14 protein-coding genes are annotated in these 15,431 nt (G+C 71.4%); 10 read left to right on the top strand and 4 right to left on the bottom strand.

Features of this window, described 5'->3' with window-relative positions; translation table 11 throughout:
* Positions 1 to 60 precede the first annotated feature (60 nt).
* A complete protein-coding gene (locus EDC02_RS10175) occupies positions 61 to 654 on the top strand; it encodes a sigma-70 family RNA polymerase sigma factor (RefSeq protein WP_123601723.1) in 594 nt (197 codons plus the stop codon).
* Here the strand turns inward: EDC02_RS10175 and EDC02_RS10170 are convergent.
* Entirely contained in the window at positions 605 to 1,927 is a 1,323-nt protein-coding gene (locus EDC02_RS10170; RefSeq protein ID WP_123601722.1) for a hypothetical protein, read from the bottom strand. The two genes, EDC02_RS10175 and EDC02_RS10170, sit on opposite strands and share 50 nt — an antisense overlap.
* Positions 1,928 to 2,116: 189 nt before the next feature.
* On the opposite strand from EDC02_RS10170, the gene EDC02_RS10165 reads away from it, so the two are divergent.
* The 4 genes from EDC02_RS10165 (at position 2,117) to EDC02_RS10150 (ending at position 9,360) form a co-directional block, all read left to right on the top strand.
* Positions 2,117 to 4,000 carry a S8 family serine peptidase gene (locus EDC02_RS10165; protein ID WP_148083390.1) on the top strand — a complete coding sequence of 628 codons (1,884 nt, stop codon included), beginning with the start codon at positions 2,117 to 2,119 and terminating at the stop codon, positions 3,998 to 4,000.
* Between the two features lie 232 nt (positions 4,001 to 4,232).
* Positions 4,233 to 7,598 (top strand): S8 family serine peptidase, encoded by a 3,366-nt coding sequence (locus EDC02_RS10160; protein WP_123601720.1) that lies wholly within the window; start codon positions 4,233 to 4,235, stop codon positions 7,596 to 7,598.
* 217 nt (positions 7,599 to 7,815) lie between these two features.
* On the top strand, positions 7,816 to 8,337 hold the full coding sequence (locus tag EDC02_RS10155) for a hypothetical protein (RefSeq protein WP_123601719.1): 522 nt from the start codon (positions 7,816 to 7,818) through the stop codon (positions 8,335 to 8,337).
* Between the two features lie 39 nt (positions 8,338 to 8,376).
* A complete protein-coding gene (locus EDC02_RS10150; protein ID WP_123601718.1) occupies positions 8,377 to 9,360 on the top strand; it encodes a DUF559 domain-containing protein in 984 nt (327 codons plus the stop codon).
* Positions 9,361 to 9,390: 30 nt separating this feature from the next.
* Here EDC02_RS10150 and EDC02_RS10145 read toward each other — a convergent pair whose 3' ends face one another.
* Positions 9,391 to 10,125, bottom strand: a complete 735-nt coding sequence (locus tag EDC02_RS10145; protein WP_148083389.1) for a hypothetical protein — start codon at positions 10,123 to 10,125, stop codon at positions 9,391 to 9,393.
* A gap of 409 nt (positions 10,126 to 10,534) precedes the next feature.
* Between EDC02_RS10145 and EDC02_RS10140 the strand changes: the two genes are divergently transcribed.
* The gene (locus tag EDC02_RS10140; RefSeq protein WP_123601716.1) at positions 10,535 to 10,954 is read left to right on the top strand and encodes a DUF433 domain-containing protein; all 420 of its coding nucleotides are present in this window, start codon (positions 10,535 to 10,537) and stop codon (positions 10,952 to 10,954) included.
* 175 nt (positions 10,955 to 11,129) lie between these two features.
* Here the strand turns inward: EDC02_RS10140 and EDC02_RS10135 are convergent, their stop codons facing one another.
* On the bottom strand, positions 11,130 to 11,309 hold the full coding sequence (locus tag EDC02_RS10135) for a DUF397 domain-containing protein (protein WP_123601715.1): 180 nt from the start codon (positions 11,307 to 11,309) through the stop codon (positions 11,130 to 11,132).
* Positions 11,306 to 12,091 (bottom strand): helix-turn-helix transcriptional regulator, encoded by a 786-nt coding sequence (locus tag EDC02_RS10130; protein ID WP_148083388.1) that lies wholly within the window; start codon positions 12,089 to 12,091, stop codon positions 11,306 to 11,308. The genes EDC02_RS10135 and EDC02_RS10130 overlap by 4 nt, the downstream gene beginning before the upstream one ends.
* A 353-nt stretch (positions 12,092 to 12,444) precedes the next feature.
* On the opposite strand from EDC02_RS10130, the gene EDC02_RS10125 reads away from it, so the two are divergent.
* The 4 genes from EDC02_RS10125 to EDC02_RS10110 all read left to right on the top strand — a co-directional run bounded on the left by EDC02_RS10125 (position 12,445) and on the right by EDC02_RS10110 (position 15,398).
* Entirely contained in the window at positions 12,445 to 12,909 is a 465-nt protein-coding gene (locus tag EDC02_RS10125) for a hypothetical protein (RefSeq protein ID WP_123601713.1), read from the top strand.
* A complete protein-coding gene (locus EDC02_RS10120; protein ID WP_123601712.1) occupies positions 12,902 to 13,171 on the top strand; it encodes a hypothetical protein in 270 nt (89 codons plus the stop codon). The genes EDC02_RS10125 and EDC02_RS10120 overlap by 8 nt, the downstream gene beginning before the upstream one ends.
* A 126-nt stretch (positions 13,172 to 13,297) precedes the next feature.
* Positions 13,298 to 14,452 carry a hypothetical protein gene (locus tag EDC02_RS10115; RefSeq protein WP_123601711.1) on the top strand — a complete coding sequence of 385 codons (1,155 nt, stop codon included), beginning with the start codon at positions 13,298 to 13,300 and terminating at the stop codon, positions 14,450 to 14,452.
* A gap of 118 nt (positions 14,453 to 14,570) precedes the next feature.
* A complete protein-coding gene (locus EDC02_RS10110; protein WP_123601710.1) occupies positions 14,571 to 15,398 on the top strand; it encodes a MerR family transcriptional regulator in 828 nt (275 codons plus the stop codon).
* Positions 15,399 to 15,431: the final 33 nt, after the last annotated feature.

The following is a 15,431-nucleotide window of genomic DNA, read 5'->3' as shown; positions in this document are numbered from 1 at the left end:
ATCATCGACCTCCATACCGTCGCGTCAGGGCCAGCCACTCGTACGAGGACGACAACGACGATGATCGTGCATCCTGGCGCTGCGTCGGTACCGGCGTCGGCATCAGCCGGCATCGACGCGCAGCTGCGTGCGCTGTACGACGGCCCGGCACCGGGTCTACTGCGTTACCTGGTCCGGCTCACCAACGGGGACCGGCACCGGGCCGAGGACCTGCTGCAGGAGACCCTGGTACGGGCCTGGCGGCACCCGGAGTCGCGTACCGAGTCGGGCGAGTGGCGCCGGTCCTGGCTCTACACCGTCGCCCGCAACATCGCCATCGACGACCTGCGGACCACCCGGCCGGTCGAGCTGGTCGGGGATCTGCTCGACGACCACCCGGACGAGGACGACCCGGTCGGGCGGGCGATCGACGCGGGAGTGGTGCACGCCGCACTGGACGCCTTGCCGGAACGGCAGCGAACCGTACTCGTCGAGATCTATCTGCACGAACGGTCCGGTGAGGAGGCCGCGCAGCGGCTCGGGGTGCCCGTCGGCACCGTCAAGTCGCGCACCTTCTACGCCCTGCAGGCGCTGCGGGAGTTGCTCGACCCCGTCGCGGCGTCGGTCAGCCATCGAGGATCTGCAAGGTCCAGCGGGCCGGTGGCCCTGCGGTGACGACGATCGGCACCGTGGCCGGGTCCGACCGTTCGACCAGCGCCCGCAGCGCCGCCAGCTGACCGGGCGGGGGGGAGGCGACCAGGGTGACCGCCGTCCGTGCCGCGTCGTCGTCGGCGAGGGCACCCAGGTCGGCTGGGTAGCGCCGGCAGTCCGGGGGCAGTGCGGTCATCCCGTCGCCGACGACGGTGACGGCGGTTCCAGCGGCCAGCAGCCGGGTGACGAGCAGCCGGGCGACCCGCTCGCGGGCGGCGGCCGGCCCGGTCACGGCGAGTACGTCGGGTGCCTGCCGCAGCTCGATCCAGAACTGGCCCCCACTGCCGACGCCGACGCCGAGCCTGGTGTCCGATGCCGACGGGTCGATGTCCGGTTCCGCCGGCCGCCAGCCGTACGGCGTGTCGCCGCGTGGTCGCCGTAGACCGGTCAGTCGTAACACCGCCGGATCGTCCCCCACTCGCAGTCGTACCTCGAGGTGGGCGAGCCGACGGTCGTCGTCGACCGAGCTCTCCGGCGGTTCGCTTGCCGGCGCCGGGTCCGCTGTCGGGTTGGCTGCCGGCCCCGGTTCGGCGGTCGGGTTGGCTGCCGGCCCCGGTTCGGTCACTGGTTCCGGTCTGGGTGTCGGTGTGCGGGTGGCTGGTTCCGGTCTGGGTGTCGGTGTGCGGCTGGCCATTCGCGGCGTCGGAATCGCCCGGGTAGCCGGTCGACGGCCGCCGCCCCGGCGCAGCACCAGCACCGCGAGCGCGAACAGCCCTACCGCGACCATCGCCGCTCCGCCCCGCAGCAGGAGTTCGGATCCCGGGTCCGGCTGCCGCGCGTTGTCGGCGGCCGGCAGCTGCGGCGCAGCCGACGCGCGGTCCGGCGCCGGCAACGGTCCGTACCGGACGCCCGGCCCTCGCGCGTCGTCGGGCAGCAGCAGCACCCAGCCCGGCTCCAGGACGGTCGGGTCGGTCAACCGGCCACCGTCGGGCTGCGGCCGCCCCACGTTGAGGTCGAAGATCTCCGGGTACCGTCGGCCGTCGCCGAGCGTGCGCGCGGCGATGGCGAACAGGAAGTCCCGCTCACCGCCCGGCCGCTGACCGACAACGTAGTACCGTACAATTCCTCCAGCCGCAGGGTCCTGGGTGGAGCTGACGTCGGGGGCCGGACCGGCGGCGGCCGGTCGGGCGACGGCCCACCCGGTCGGTACGCTGACCGCCGTTGCGCACACCGCGACAGCGACGATCCGGCCCGCCCACGTCACCATGCCGTGGCGGATCTCCGATCGGTGCCGCATGCCCACTCCTGCCGCTGCGCGGGACGGCCCCGCCAGTCACCAAAGCTCTGCCAACGCTGGGACGAAGCAGCATATGCAAAGGTTCACGATGCAACTCCCTAGTGGTGGTGAACCTAGGACATCGCGCCGTCGTCCATGCCGTACGCGCAGCGCCGGACCACCGGCACGCGATCGAGGAGGAACGATCTGATGAGGATGCGCGGCGGCCGCGTGCCGGTTGCCTTCGGTCTGCTCCTCGTGGTCACCGCCGCCGGCCCGCTCGGCGTCATCGCGCCAGCCGGTGCGGCGGGCGGTGCCGTCGCGGCGATGCCGGCACACCGGTCCGCCCCGGACCCCGGGCCGTCCGGCAGCTACCAGCTCTACTACGTGGTCGCCGCAAGCGTCGAGGGCCGACCGGAGAACCTCTGGCTCATCGCTAGCCGGCTGCTCGGCGACGCCGACCGCGCCACCGAGATCTTCGACCTCAACGCCGGTCGGCCGCAGCCGACCGGCGGCGCTCTGGTCGATCCGAGCGTGCTACGGGCGGGGTGGGAGCTGGTGCTGCCCTGGGACGCGGTCGGCGAGGGCGTCCGGTACGGCCATCTCACCCCGGTGAGCGCCCCGACCAGCCCGTCGTCGTCACCCCGGCCGTCGACTCCGGCCGCGCCGTCGACTCCACCGGCCGGCGGCACCGGCAACGGCCAACCGGGCGGCGGGCAGCAGTCCGCTTCCCCGCCGGGCCAGCCGACCACCTCGCCGTCTGCCTCGCCGACGCCGACGGCCAAGCCCTCGACCGGTGCGAGCCGGTCACCGGGTACGGCCTCCGGCGCCCTGCCCTGGCTGACCTCCGGCTGTCAGGCGAGCCTGACCGACTGGGGGCAGCCGTGGCCGGCGCTGGACCAGGTCTGGTCGCGGAGCCGGGGCGCCGGGGTGACCGTCGCGGTCATCGACTCGGGGGTCGACGCGACGCTGCCGGAGCTGACCGGCCGGGTCACCGCGGGTGCGGACATCGTGACCGGGGCCGGGCGGGCCGGCACCGACTGTCTCGGCACCGGTACCGCCATCGCCGGGATCGTCGCCGCCGACCACAGTGCCGGGTCCCGTCACGGAGTGGCGCCGGAGGCGACCGTACTGCCGGTGCGTCTGGTGGAAACCGACGCGCGGGCCCGGATCACCGATCAGGTGACCGCGATCGAGGTGGCCCTGTCCACCGGGGCCGAGGTCCTGATGATCGGCGGCTACGTCGATCTGTCCGACCCGCAGGTGGCGCAGGCCCTCGCCAGCGTCGCCGAACACGACAGCGTGGTGGTGGTACCGTCCCGCTCCGGCGCGGACCTGGACCCGGCACCCGGCCCACCCGACGCCGTGCTGCGGGTCGGCGCGGTCGACGAGCAGGGCGCGCCGGTTGCCGAGCATCCGGTCGGCGAGGTCGACGTGGTGGCGCCAGCGGTGGCCGGTGCCGAACCGCGCGACGCCACGGTCTACGCCGCGGCCTACGTGGCGGGAGTCGCCGCGCTGCTGCGGTCCGCGCAACCGGAACTGTCCGCCGCCGAGGTCGTGCGACGGCTCACCGAGACCGCGGAGCTCGCGGCCGCGGCGGACCGGGACGACGAGGTCGGCTGGGGCGGCGTCGTCCCGGCCGCTGCGGTCGGCGCCGGTGGTCCCCGTCCGGGCGGGCCTGCCGATGACGGCGCCGGCGGGCGCGGCGGGTCGGCCGGCTGGCCGTTGGCGGTGGCGTCGGTGGTGCTGGTCATCCTGGGTGCCCTGTTCTGGGCCCGGCGCAGACTCGGCGCACCGATGGAGGCGGCCGCCGCGGAGGCAGCGGGCCTCGGGGACGAGGCGGCGGGCGTCGGCGGCGGTGCCCGAGGCGACGGCGCGCCCGCCGTCCGGCCAGCCAACTCCTCCTCGGCCGAGGACGACCAGACGCCCGGCGCCGGCACCGACCTGGCGGGTACGGGGTCGCCCGGCGGTACCACGGACCTCGATAGCGGTGGATCGACGGCCGCGACGACGTCGACAGGCACCCGGGTCACCACGGTCCTCGACCTGACGCAGGGGCGGCCCACGCCGGGGGAGAAGCCGCCGCCGGCCTGACATCAGCCCGGTCAGCGGCGGCTCCAGCTCGCGATACGTCGGTACCGCACAGCAGACTCCTCGCTCGTTGCGGGCTCCATCCACGCGCGCCGGATAGGTTGCGTATTGCGCCTGATGCGCGGGTTTATCCTAAAAATCCAGTCTAGGGGGTTACCTGGGATATGCGCGCTATGTAACGCTGAGGTTTCGCGTCTGCCCGACGTCTTGAGAGACGTCCAATGGGGAGGTATCGGTGACACGTTCGAGAAAACTCGCGGCGGCCGGCCTGGCCGCCGTACTCGCGATCGGGCCCGGGCAACCCGGCCGGGCCGCTCCGACCGACGGTGCGAGCGCCGGTCGGACATCCGTCGGACCGCAGCCGGCCGGTCAGCGCACCACGGTCACCCTCATCACCGGCGACCAGGTCACCGTCACCGGTGCCGGCGCCGCGGCACTGCACCCGGGCGAGGGCCGCGACGGCATGCAGTTCCGCACCTACCGGATCGACGGGAACCTGCACATCGTCCCGAGCGACGCCGCCAAGTTGGTGCAACGCGGCACGCTGGACAGTCGACTGTTCAACGTCACCAAGCTGATCGAGTGGGGCTACCACGACGCCGCCCGGGACACCCTGCCGCTGATCGTCACCGCCGCGCCGGGCGCCGCAGCCGCCCGTGGTGTCGCGGCACTCGCGGCCGACGGTCTCGACGTCCAACGTGACCTGCCCGCGATCGACGGTGCGGCGGTGACCGCCGACAAGTCCAGCATGACCGACCTGTGGTCCACGGTGTCCGGCGGCCCGGCCGCCCGTGGCACCGACACCGGCATCGAGCGGATCTGGCTCGACGGCAAACGTCAGATGCTGCTGGACCGCAGCGTCGCGCAGATCGGCGCGCCCGCCGCCCACCAGGCCGGGTTCACCGGGGCCGGCGTCACCGTCGGTGTGATGGACAGCGGCGTCGACACCGGACACCCCGACCTGGCCGACGTCGTCATCGAGACGCGCAACTTCACCGACGCGCCGGAGGAGGGCGACAGCACCGGCCACGGCACCCACGTCGCCTCGATCATCGCCGGCAGCGGCACCGCCTCCGGCGGCAAGTACCAGGGCGTCGCCCCGGACGCGAAGATCATCTCCGCGAAGGTCTGCCCGGCCGCCTGGTGCGACGACTCGGCGATGATCGACGCGATGCACTGGTTCGCCGTGGACAAGCAGGTCCCGGTGGTCAACATCAGCATCGGCGGCGGCGACGGACCAGAGATCGACCCCCTCGAGGAGGCGGTCAACACGCTCACCGAGCAGACCGGCACCCTGTTCGTCATCGCCGCCGGCAACTCCGGCGCCGAGCGTACCGTCGGCTCACCCGGCAGCGCCGACGCGGCGCTGACCGTCGGCGCGGTCGACCGCGACGGTACGCTGGCCGACTTCTCCAGCCGCGGACCCCGGGTCGGCGACGACGCCGTCAAACCCGACATCACCGCACCCGGCGTCGACATCGTCGCCGCCCGCGCCGACGGCACCACCCTCGACATCCCGATCGACGAGCACTACGTCTCCGCACCGGGCACGTCGATGTCCGCGCCACACGTCACCGGCGCCGTCGCACTGCTCGCCCAACAGCAGCAAGGGTGGACCGCGCAGCAGTTCAAGTCCGCCCTGATGGGATCCGCCGCGCCGCACCCCGACACCGGCGCGTACCAGCAGGGTGCCGGCCTGGTCGACGTGGCCCGCGCCGTCACCCAGCCGGTGACCGCCGAGCCAGCCAGCATCTCCTACGGCCGCACGGTGTGGCCGCACCACGACGACGAGCCGATCACCCGGTCCGTCACCTACCGCAACACCGGCCCCGCGCCGGTCACCCTCAACCTGACCTGGGAGATCGTCGGACCGGCCGGCGCGGGCGTCCCGGCCGGCATGTTCACCACCAGCGTCGCGCAGGTCGAGGTGCCCGCCGGCGGTACGGCCAGCGTCGACGCCACCACCGACACCAGTGTCGACGCCGCCGACGGCTACTACAGCGGCCAACTGGTCGCCACCGCCGGGCAGACCCGCGTCGTCACCCCCGTCGGAGTGCACCGCGAGGTCGAGAGCTACGACGTGACCCTGTCGCACATCGGTACCGACGGCGATCCGTCGGCGTCGTACTGGGCCGTGCTGGCCGGCCTGAACAACCCGTACTTCGACTACCCGTACGACGAGGACGGCACCGTCGTCACCCGGCTGCCCAAGGGTGCGTACGGACTGTTCGCCGCCATCGACGGATACGACGATCAGGGCCGGTACACCGGCAGCGCGATCCTCGCCCAGCCCCGGATAATCGTCACCGGGGAAACCACTGTCACCCTGGACGCCCGGCAGGCCGCACCGGTGCAGGCCACCGTGCCGCAACCGGCCGCCCGAGCGGCGATCGTCGACGTCACGGTCGGCTTCGACACCGTCGACGGCCCGGTGGGCGTCGGCTCCGCGTACCCCGGATTCGACGGGTTGTCGACCAAGCAGCTCGGCGGCGACGACCCGGCACCCGGGTTCCGCTCGGCCATCTCCCACCAGTGGTTCAAGCCGGACCCCGACGGCGGGTACGCGAACAGTCCGTTCGCGTATGCGCTGAGCGAGGTCATCGACGGCCGGCTGCCGACCGGATACCAGCGCGACTATGCCACCGACGACCTGGCCCGGGTCCGGCAGGACTTCCAGGGCACCCCGACCGGTGACATCTCCGACCGGCTGCTCGTCGCCGAGTTCGCCGACCCGTCGCTGGGCGCGCTCAGCGAGGTCACCGCGGTGCCCGTCCCCGGTGAACGGATCGAATGGTTCAGCACCGACCAGGTGGCCTGGTTCTCCGACCTGTACTTCTCCAACCTGGTCGAGGACAGCTGGCCGGAGCCGGTGTCGTTCCTGTTCGACCCGGCCCGCGGGTACACCGCAGGCGGCCGACACACCGACACCTGGAACCGGCCGCCGTTCGGCCCGGCCATACCGGCCACGCCGGTGGCGCGCGGCTGGGCCAGCCGACTCGGCGACGAGATCGTGGTGGAGGTGCCGCTGTTCGGCGACGCCGCCGGGCACGCCGGTGACTCGCAGACCCTGACCGCACGTACCGCCCTCTACCGCGACGGCGAGTTCGTCGACGAGTGGGACGTCGCCGGGTTCGGCTACTTCGTCGTCCCGCCCGGTCAGGCCGACTACCGGGTGGAGACGACCGCCACCCGCGACGTCAGTGACCTCGCCACCGAGGTCGCCATGGCCTGGACCTTCCAGTCCGGTCGGGCAGGCGGCGACGAGTGGCGTCGGCTGCCGGTGATGGTGGCCCGCCCCGCGCCGCCGGTCGACGAGGCCGGTAACGCCACGGCCGGCGAACAGGTCGACATCCCGGTGACGGTGCGCCGGCAGACCGGGGTCACGGTCAACCTGGACGCCCTGTCGGCCGAGGTCTCCTACGACGACGGCACCACCTGGCTACCGGCTCCGGTCCGCGCCGACGGCCGCAACTGGGTGGCCACGGTGCAGCACCCGGACAGCGACGGGTACGTGTCGCTGCGGTTCGGCGCCGAGGACCGCCGGGGCAACACGTTCACCCAGACGGTGATCCACGCCTACCGGCTGGCCGCCGCCGACTGAGTCACTGACGCCCAGCCCGGCCCTGGTGGCCGTGACCCGTACCGGTTCACGGCCACCAGGGCCCGCGTCGTCTGCAGCCGCCCCGCCTGTTGATCGACTTCGCTTGGTCGACTCGACACGCCGACGCCTCGTCCGACCACCCGCATCCGATCGCGGCCAACCCGGCCAGCGGGACGGCATGCCGAGCCAGGTTGCCGCAGCCCATAGGATCGCAGGCATGCAGGAGGGCCGGTGGACGCCGATCACGCCGTCGCAGTTCGCACACGAACGCGAAGCGCTGGCACACCTGCAGGAGCTGCTGCCCGACACCGAGCCGTTCCGGGCCTGGTCGAACTTCACCTTCACCGCCGACACCGGGCACCCGTACGAGGTCGACCTGCCGCCGATCGGCACCGGCCTGCTGCTGCGCCCACCGACCGATGAACGCCACCACGCCACCCACCGGGAGCTGCCCCGGGAACGCCGCCGGGTGCGGATTTACCTGGTGGAACGCAACGCGTTGCAGGCGCAGCGGGCCCCGCAGCTCGCTCCGGTGCGGGGACCGTGTGGCTGCTCTGCCCGGCCGAGGATCCGCAGGCGCTGCCGAAACTCGACGGTGAGGTGGTGCGGGTCAGCGAGGCCGTCTCGTGATCCACTTCGCCTGGTCGACTCGCCACGCCGACACCCCGTCAGATCACCAGCATCCGATCGCGGCAACCCCGTCCACAGCCGCCCCGTTGTCCACAGACCACCCTGGTGACGGCAGCGCGGTCCAGGCTGGGCGGGCACCCTCTGCGGCATGGACCCGCAGCTGCGTACCCTGCTCGACCGCAACCACGGCGTGCTCTGCCGACGTGACGCCGCCGAGGTGGTGCCGGCCTGGGCGATCGACGTGGCCCGCCGCGAAGGCCGGGTGCGCCGAATCCTGCCCGGCGTGTACGCCGACACCACGCTGCCCGGCACCGACAACGCCACCGGCACCGTTGACGCCGCCGACACCGGCGACCCCGGCCGGTTTCCGGCCGGGCTGGGCGGGCTCGACCCGGCACGGGCCCGGCGGGCGGCGCTCGGCTACGCCGACGGGCGGGGCGCGTTCAGCCACCTGACCGCGCTGCACCTGTGGGGGCTGTGGCAGCCGGCTGCTGGCGAGCCGGTGCACCTGACGGTCCCGGCGACGGTACGGCTGAGCAGCCATTCCGGGCTGGTGGTGCACCACGTACGCGGGTTCAGCCTCGACGGGCCGGACACGCTGACGCGCCACGGGGTGCCGGTGACCTGGCTGGAGCGGGCCCTGGTCGACTCGTGGCCGCTGCTGCCTGCGGGGGAGCGGCGCGGCCCGGTGATCCAGGCGGTGGCCGGGCGGCACAGCACCCCGCAGCGCGTCGGTGCGGCGCTGGCCGGCGCGCCGAAGCTGCCCGGCCGGGCGCAGCTGCGGGAGCTGCTGGGCAAGCTGGCGGCCGGCTGCCACAGCCCGTTGGAGATCTGGGGCCACGACCGTGTGTTCACCGGTGCCGGGATGCCGCCGCTGCGCCGGCAGGCGCGGGTCAGCGACGGGCGGCGTACCTGCTACCTCGACGTCTACGCCGAGGCGCAGCGGGTCGCGTTCGAGCTGGACGGCGCAAGCGTGCACGGCGCGCCCGGTCAGCGGGAGGTGGACCTGCGCCGGGACGCCTGGCTGGCCACCCTGGGCATCCAGGTGGTGCGGTTCAGCCACCGGCGGCTGGTGCACGACACCGCCGAGGTACGCCGGGAGATCCTCGCCGTGCTGGCCGCCCGCCGCTGACCGCCACGCCGAGCCGACTGACCCCCGTCACTAGTCGTCTTCAAGCAGGGCGTACGCCTGCGCCGGGGTGAAGCCCTCACTGATCAGGGTGGTTAACGGGTCGGCGACGTCGCCACGGAACGTCCGGTCGCGGCCCAACGGGTCAAGCTTGTAGACGTGCACCTTGGTGCCTTCGCCAGCCAGGCAATCAGTGTCGTGACAGGAGACCCAGTCGGGGAAGAAGAACTCCGACCCGAAGTAGGCCCAGAGCTTCGGCGGCCCGTCGTTGGCATCGGTGGGCCAGCCGAGCACCGGATCCTCGGTGGGGCTGGGTGACGGGGTCGGCGACGGAGTCGGGGTGGGCGTCGGTGACGGTGCGGGTGACCCGGTGGGCGTCGGGGTCGGCGACGGCGTGGGAGACCAGATGGGCGTCGGCGACTTCTCGTCCTCGGGGCGGGGCTGACCACTCGCCGAGGGCAGCCACACCAGCAGCGCGACGGGCAGCACCAGCACCAGGAGCAGCAGGGACCACGGCAGCGGTACGGCCGCCCGGCCCTGCCGGACCAGTCGCTGTTGCGCCGCGTACCACCCCCAGGCCACGACGGGGCCGATGCCCCCGCCGACCAGAGCACCGACAGCCATACCATCGACGCCGCCAGCGGCGAAGCCGATGATCGTGCCCGCCGTGATCATCATGGGCACGATGACAGTGAACGCGTTCGGTAGCGACGGCTGGTCGACCGGTGCCTGCGGTGGGGTGCCCGACCCTGTCTCACTACGCCACATGATCACTTCCTGTGTCCGGCCCGTCGCAGATCATTGTGACCCGGCGTCCGGCGTGACCGAGCGCGAGGGGTCGACCAGGACCACCCGTGATCCACTTCGCCTGGTCGACTCGCCACGCCGGCCCTCCGTCAGATCACCCGCATCCGATCTGACGGACCGCCTACGTCCAGCTGTCCGGAAGGCGACTCAGGGCACCTGTAGCAGGACACGGGGTAGCGAGCGGCCAGGGCTGGCGGGTAGACCTGTGTGCCAGATGCGATGCTGTGAGCGTGTTGGCGGAGGGAGGGGAGCGGTGATCGACAAGCTGCACGATGCGCTCCTCACCCCGGTCGACACCGCCCGCTACCTCAGGATTCCGCGCAGCACGATGTACTCCTGACTCGCCGAGCGGGCCGCCGGTGCACCGTTGGTGCACAGCGTCCCACCGGTCAAGCGCGGCTGGCCGTCGGTGCCGATCGTTGCCGTCGTCGAGGCGTACGTGCTGCGTTCACTGAGGGAGATGGGGCTGCGCAAGGACAAGATCCGGGTTGTGGCGGAGCAGGTCCGCAACGAGTTCGGCAACCCGTACGGGCTTGCCGACCGGCGGATCGCCACCGATGGGATCGACGTCTTCGTGCACTACCTCGACAGCGACGAGCTGGCCCGGATGGGTGATCAGCAGATGTCGATCCGGGAGGTGATCGCGGACTACCTGGAGTACATCGTGTGGGAGCCGTCCGACGAGTACCCGGCCCGGCTGCGGCTCAGCGGGTATCCCGCCGGAACCGAAGTGGTAATCGACCCGCAGTACAGCTGGGGCGCTCCAGTCATCGCACGCAGTAAGGTCTGACTGACGAGGCGTTGACCTCGTGGCGCCCGCCGAAGGCAACCCGAGGCCGCAAAGCCAAGGCGTGACGTATCAACCGGTAAGGGCGAGGCGTTGACAGAGCCCGGCTCACTCCCGCAGTCGCGGGCAGTGGCCGGGCTCTGTCAGCGTTGGTGCTGCTTGGCGAACCGGTGCGGGCTCAGCGGTTGATGGTGACCTCGGCGATGAACGACCGCCAAGCGGCCGGGGCGAAGGTGAGGGTGCCGCCGTCACGGTCCTTGGTGTCCCGGACGTACACCCGACCGGGAACGTTCTCGGCGACCTCGACACAGCCCTGAGTGTCGCTGTGCGTGCTCTTGTGCCAGCGTACGCCGGTCATGTCCATTTCTCAGCCGTCCTCATGATCAGTTCTAGGCTCTGATGGCTCGGCAGAGCGTACCCCCGGATCGCTTCCCAGGTCTGCTCAAGCTCTGCGGTGTCGTCGGGCGCTTCGACCACCTTGCCTCGTAGGTGACCCTCCACGTAGCCGACCGCCCGGCCATCCACGGTGGCGAGGACGAATCCGCCATCGACGCCGGGGTAGGCGCCGGTTGAGAGCGGAACCAGGTGAATCTGGATGTTGGGGCGTTCCGCTGCCTCGGCGAGCGCGGTGAGTTGTTGGTGCATGGCCTCCGGCCCGCCGACGCCACGATGCAGCAACGCCTCATCGATCACCGCAGCCAGATGGCACGGGTTCGACTCGCGTCTCAAGATTTCCTGTCGTTCGATCCGAGTGGAGATCGCCGTCTCCAGTTTCTCGCCGTGGATGCCGTACGTGGTGAGTACCGCTCGTGCATATGGCTCAGTCTGCAACAGCCCGGGTACGACCAAGGGCTGGAAGGCTCGGAGTAAGCTCGCCCGCTGCTCGTACTCGATGAACGGCTTGAACCACACGGGGGCGTGTTCGCCGATGACGAACTCGCGGTAGAACTTCATGAAGGCGGTGCCGAACACCTTGTCGACCATGCCCAGGTAGTTGGGCAGGGCGGGACGTTCGCCGCGCTCGATGGAGCCGACGTGCTTCGCCGAGAAGTGGACACGCTCGCCCCAGGACTCCTGGGTGAGACCCATCGACTCGCGCACTCGCCGTAGCTCCGATATCAGATACTCGCTGCCGCTCACAGTCCCTCGCATCCCTCGGATTCCCTCATGCACACGCGGTGGAGGCATCGCCGAAAGGCGTCCCCGTTGCGTGAGGTCGCGATTCATCTTCCTTCACGAGTGCTGACGCGTCCAGCATGGATTCCGGTCCTGTGGATAACCGCAAGATCAGGTTGAGTAATTGATCTTCAGGCTCCTATCAGATGGACTCGCGCCGTTGCAAGGCTTTCGCATCCCTCAGTTTCCCTCGTGCTGGGCCTGGCTCGCGTCATGGGACTCCCGGCGTGCACGGGGTCACCGGTCGGGTTCCGCCAACCGTGACCCCGAGTCCAGGGTGGATGTCACGACTCATCGGCAATCCAAGGAGGATCTTGGTGGTGCACAGGAATGACGGGATCGGCGGGACACCCCGGCTGGCCCGCTACACGTCGATCGGGACGCCCCGGCGTACCGATGCGACCCCGAACCGGCCGCCGTTGCCGCAACGCACGCCGGGAGAGACGGACATCGGACACGACCCGCGTTTCCGGCTGACCGCCGCCCGTGCGGTCGCCCCCGCCCCGGCCAGCGCGCTCGACGCCGAGCTCGACCCCGGCGACACCGTGGTGGCGCAGGCGGTGCGCCAGGCGCGGCTCGACATCGCCGAACACCTGCCGTCGGCGCGGCTCGGCGAATGCCGTACCTGTGACGTCGCCGCGCCGTGCCGGCCGTTGCTGCGGTCGCTGGTCATCCTCGACCGCTGGGACCCGGGCAAGGCCCGCCGGGTGCGAGCGGTGCTGCAACTGTCCGGGCTGATGCCGGACGGCTACCCGCACGGGGAGGACGACGACGATGTCTGACGAGCCGCTGCGGGTCGGTGAGACGTTGCATCTGGGCAAGGCCGACTGGGTGTACGGCGACTGTCCGATGCGGGTACGGGTCTCCGACATCCGCTACGGCGACGACAGTGACGAGTCGCCGGTGATCGGCGTCATCGCCACGATCGTCGGCGGTGGACGCGACGGCCGGATGGTGGCGATCGCGATCTACAAACAGGCGCTGACCCGGCCCGGAGTGCGGCAAACCCCACGTGCCGTCAACGGCACCGACCCGTACCAGTGATAGAAGTCGGCTCCGGCCGGCGCGGCGCTGGCACCGTCGCGCTGGCCGTGTCTACCCGGTCGACCAGCGTATGTCACTTACGGTGTCGTAACTGTTGCTCGCTGTTCTCGGATTGGAGGGCTGCTCGTGCAGATCGAACCGTGGTGGACGGCGGACGACGTCGCCAACGTGGAGAAGGACCTGGCCCGGCACCCCAAAGCCGGGCTGTGGAGCCACACCAGCCCGGCGGAGATGGCCCACTGGGTTTTCGCCGATCCGGCGCTGCCCGCCGCCGGGGAGTTGGCCGCGCCGCGCGTGGAACCGTCCGGTGGGAGTCTCGACGAGCCCGCGCGCGCCGCGTGGGCCCTCGCCGGCTGGTACATCCAGATGACCGTGCCGAAGCCGGTCGAAACCGACGGCAAGCTGTGGTTCCTGAACCAGCGACGGATACGGGGGCGGTCGCTGCTGCGGGTGACCCTCGGCCGGCTGGAGACACTGTGGCTGTACGAGGACGGCGACGGGATTAACTTCCACCTGGACAAGTTCGCCGTCGAAACAGCCTTCGACGCCGGTGCCATCGACGAGGAAGCCTGGGCCGCTCGGGTCGCCGAATATGAGAACGACCCGTACGACACCCTGCGGGGCGAGAAGATCGGCTGCGTGTGCGACACCGTCGATGACGCGCTGTGGGCGCTGCGACAGCCACCGGTCCTCGCCGCTGCGCGGCTGATCAACGTCAAGTGTCTGGCCGCTGGCGGCTTCTCGTTCCAGCGGCTGCACCAGCCGGAGCGGCTGGCCCGGGCATGGTCCGCCGCAGCGGTGTACGTCGACTCCCCACCACTGCGGCCAGAGCCGGCGCCGGCCTTCGATCGTCCGTACCGGTCTGCGACCGTGGACCCGGCGGCGCTGACCGACATCCGGGCCTTCGACAAGCAGGCGTACGCGGCCGGGTGCGACGAGCACGACCGGCTCAGCCGCTGGCTGATCGACACCCTGGCGGCCACCGGCACGTCGGTGGGCACCGGGCTGGCGGGGGTGCCGGTGGACCTGGCTTGGCAGGACGCTGACGGCCGGCAGTACATCGCGGAGGTCAAGAGCCTCGTCGGTGCCAGTCCGGCAGAACAGCTGCGACTTGGTCTCGGCCAGGTGCTCGAGTACCGGCATCTCCTGTCCCTTGCCGGTCGGGCGGTCACCCCGATCCTGCTGACCTCGGCACCGGTCGACGCGGTGTGGCGCGACATCTGCCGGGAGAACTGTGTGACCCTGGTCGTCGACGGTGATCCGCTTCCGGGGCGCCCGTAGCGGCCGCCCGGGAGGGCTGGATGAGCCCGGATGAGGCTTCCGGGCTGGGAACGGCAGCCGATCCGCCCGCGTAGCAACCTCTGCCCTGGCTCGGCGGCGCGGGATGGACACTGGGACGATGCGTACGGGTCTGACCATCGGCGAGTTCGCCACCGTGACACACCTCAGCGTGCGGACCCTGCGGCGCTATCACGAGTCCGGTCTGCTGGTGCCGGCAACGGTGGACCCCGACACGAACTATCGGTACTACCTGCCCGACCAGATCGCGACGGCACAGGTCATCCATCGACTCCGAGAGCTCGACGTGCCGTTGGCCGAGGTCAAGTCGATCATCGCGACCGACGATCCGCACCAGCGTGCCGAGCTCATCGCGGGGCACCTGCACCGGCTCGAGGCCGCGCTCGACCGCACCCGGGCAGCGGTGGTGTCGCTGCGCCAACTGCTCCTGCCCGACGCCGCGGCACTCGACGTCGAACTGCGTTCCGTCCCCGCCCGGACCGTGGCCGCCATCAGTGCGACGGTCCGGGTCGAGGACTCCCTCGTCTGGTTCAGCCGGGCCATGGACGAGCTGGACGCAGCCTTCCCGCCGGCGGACCGCGCCGGGCCACCCGGTGGCCGGTACGCCAACGAACTGTTCACCAGCGGCGTCGGCGTCATGACCGTCTTCCGGCCGGTGCGCAGCCCGCGTGGCGGTGGTCGGATCGAGGTCATCGACCTGCCTGCGGCCGACCTGGCCGTGGCCGTCCATCCGGGTCCACACGATGACATCGATGTCACCTACGGTCGTCTGGGCCGCTGGGTGGCTTCGCACGCGTTGGGGGTGGCTGGGCCCGTTCACGAGACGTACCTGGCCGGTCCCCGCGATACTGGGGACGCTCGGCGGTGGCGGACCGAGATCGGCTGGCCGGTCTTCCGGCTGACCCCGGGCAGAAAGCCGGAGTCATGAACTGGACCTGCCGGTCTTGACCCTCTCCCCGGG

The sequence above is a fragment of the Micromonospora sp. Llam0 genome (assembly GCF_003751085.1).
GTDB lineage: Bacteria > Actinomycetota > Actinomycetes > Mycobacteriales > Micromonosporaceae > Micromonospora_E.
Note: the sequence above shows the minus strand (reverse complement) of the source record. Positions and strands in the feature narration are given on the sequence as shown.

Excerpts from the sequence above, each read along its gene's own strand:
- EDC02_RS10175 (WP_123601723.1), top strand. The coding sequence starts at position 61 with ATGATCGTGCATCCTGGCGCTGCGTCGGTACCGGCGTCGGCATCAGCC.
- EDC02_RS10170 (WP_123601722.1), bottom strand. The coding sequence starts at position 1,927 with ATGCGGCACCGATCGGAGATCCGCCACGGCATGGTGACGTGGGCGGGC.
- EDC02_RS10165 (WP_148083390.1), top strand. The coding sequence starts at position 2,117 with ATGAGGATGCGCGGCGGCCGCGTGCCGGTTGCCTTCGGTCTGCTCCTC.
- EDC02_RS10155 (WP_123601719.1), top strand. The coding sequence starts at position 7,816 with ATGCAGGAGGGCCGGTGGACGCCGATCACGCCGTCGCAGTTCGCACAC.
- EDC02_RS10150 (WP_123601718.1), top strand. The coding sequence starts at position 8,377 with ATGGACCCGCAGCTGCGTACCCTGCTCGACCGCAACCACGGCGTGCTC.
- EDC02_RS10145 (WP_148083389.1), bottom strand. The coding sequence starts at position 10,125 with ATGTGGCGTAGTGAGACAGGGTCGGGCACCCCACCGCAGGCACCGGTC.
- EDC02_RS10135 (WP_123601715.1), bottom strand. The coding sequence starts at position 11,309 with ATGACCGGCGTACGCTGGCACAAGAGCACGCACAGCGACACTCAGGGC.
- EDC02_RS10120 (WP_123601712.1), top strand. The coding sequence starts at position 12,902 with ATGTCTGACGAGCCGCTGCGGGTCGGTGAGACGTTGCATCTGGGCAAG.
- EDC02_RS10110 (WP_123601710.1), top strand. The coding sequence starts at position 14,571 with ATGCGTACGGGTCTGACCATCGGCGAGTTCGCCACCGTGACACACCTC.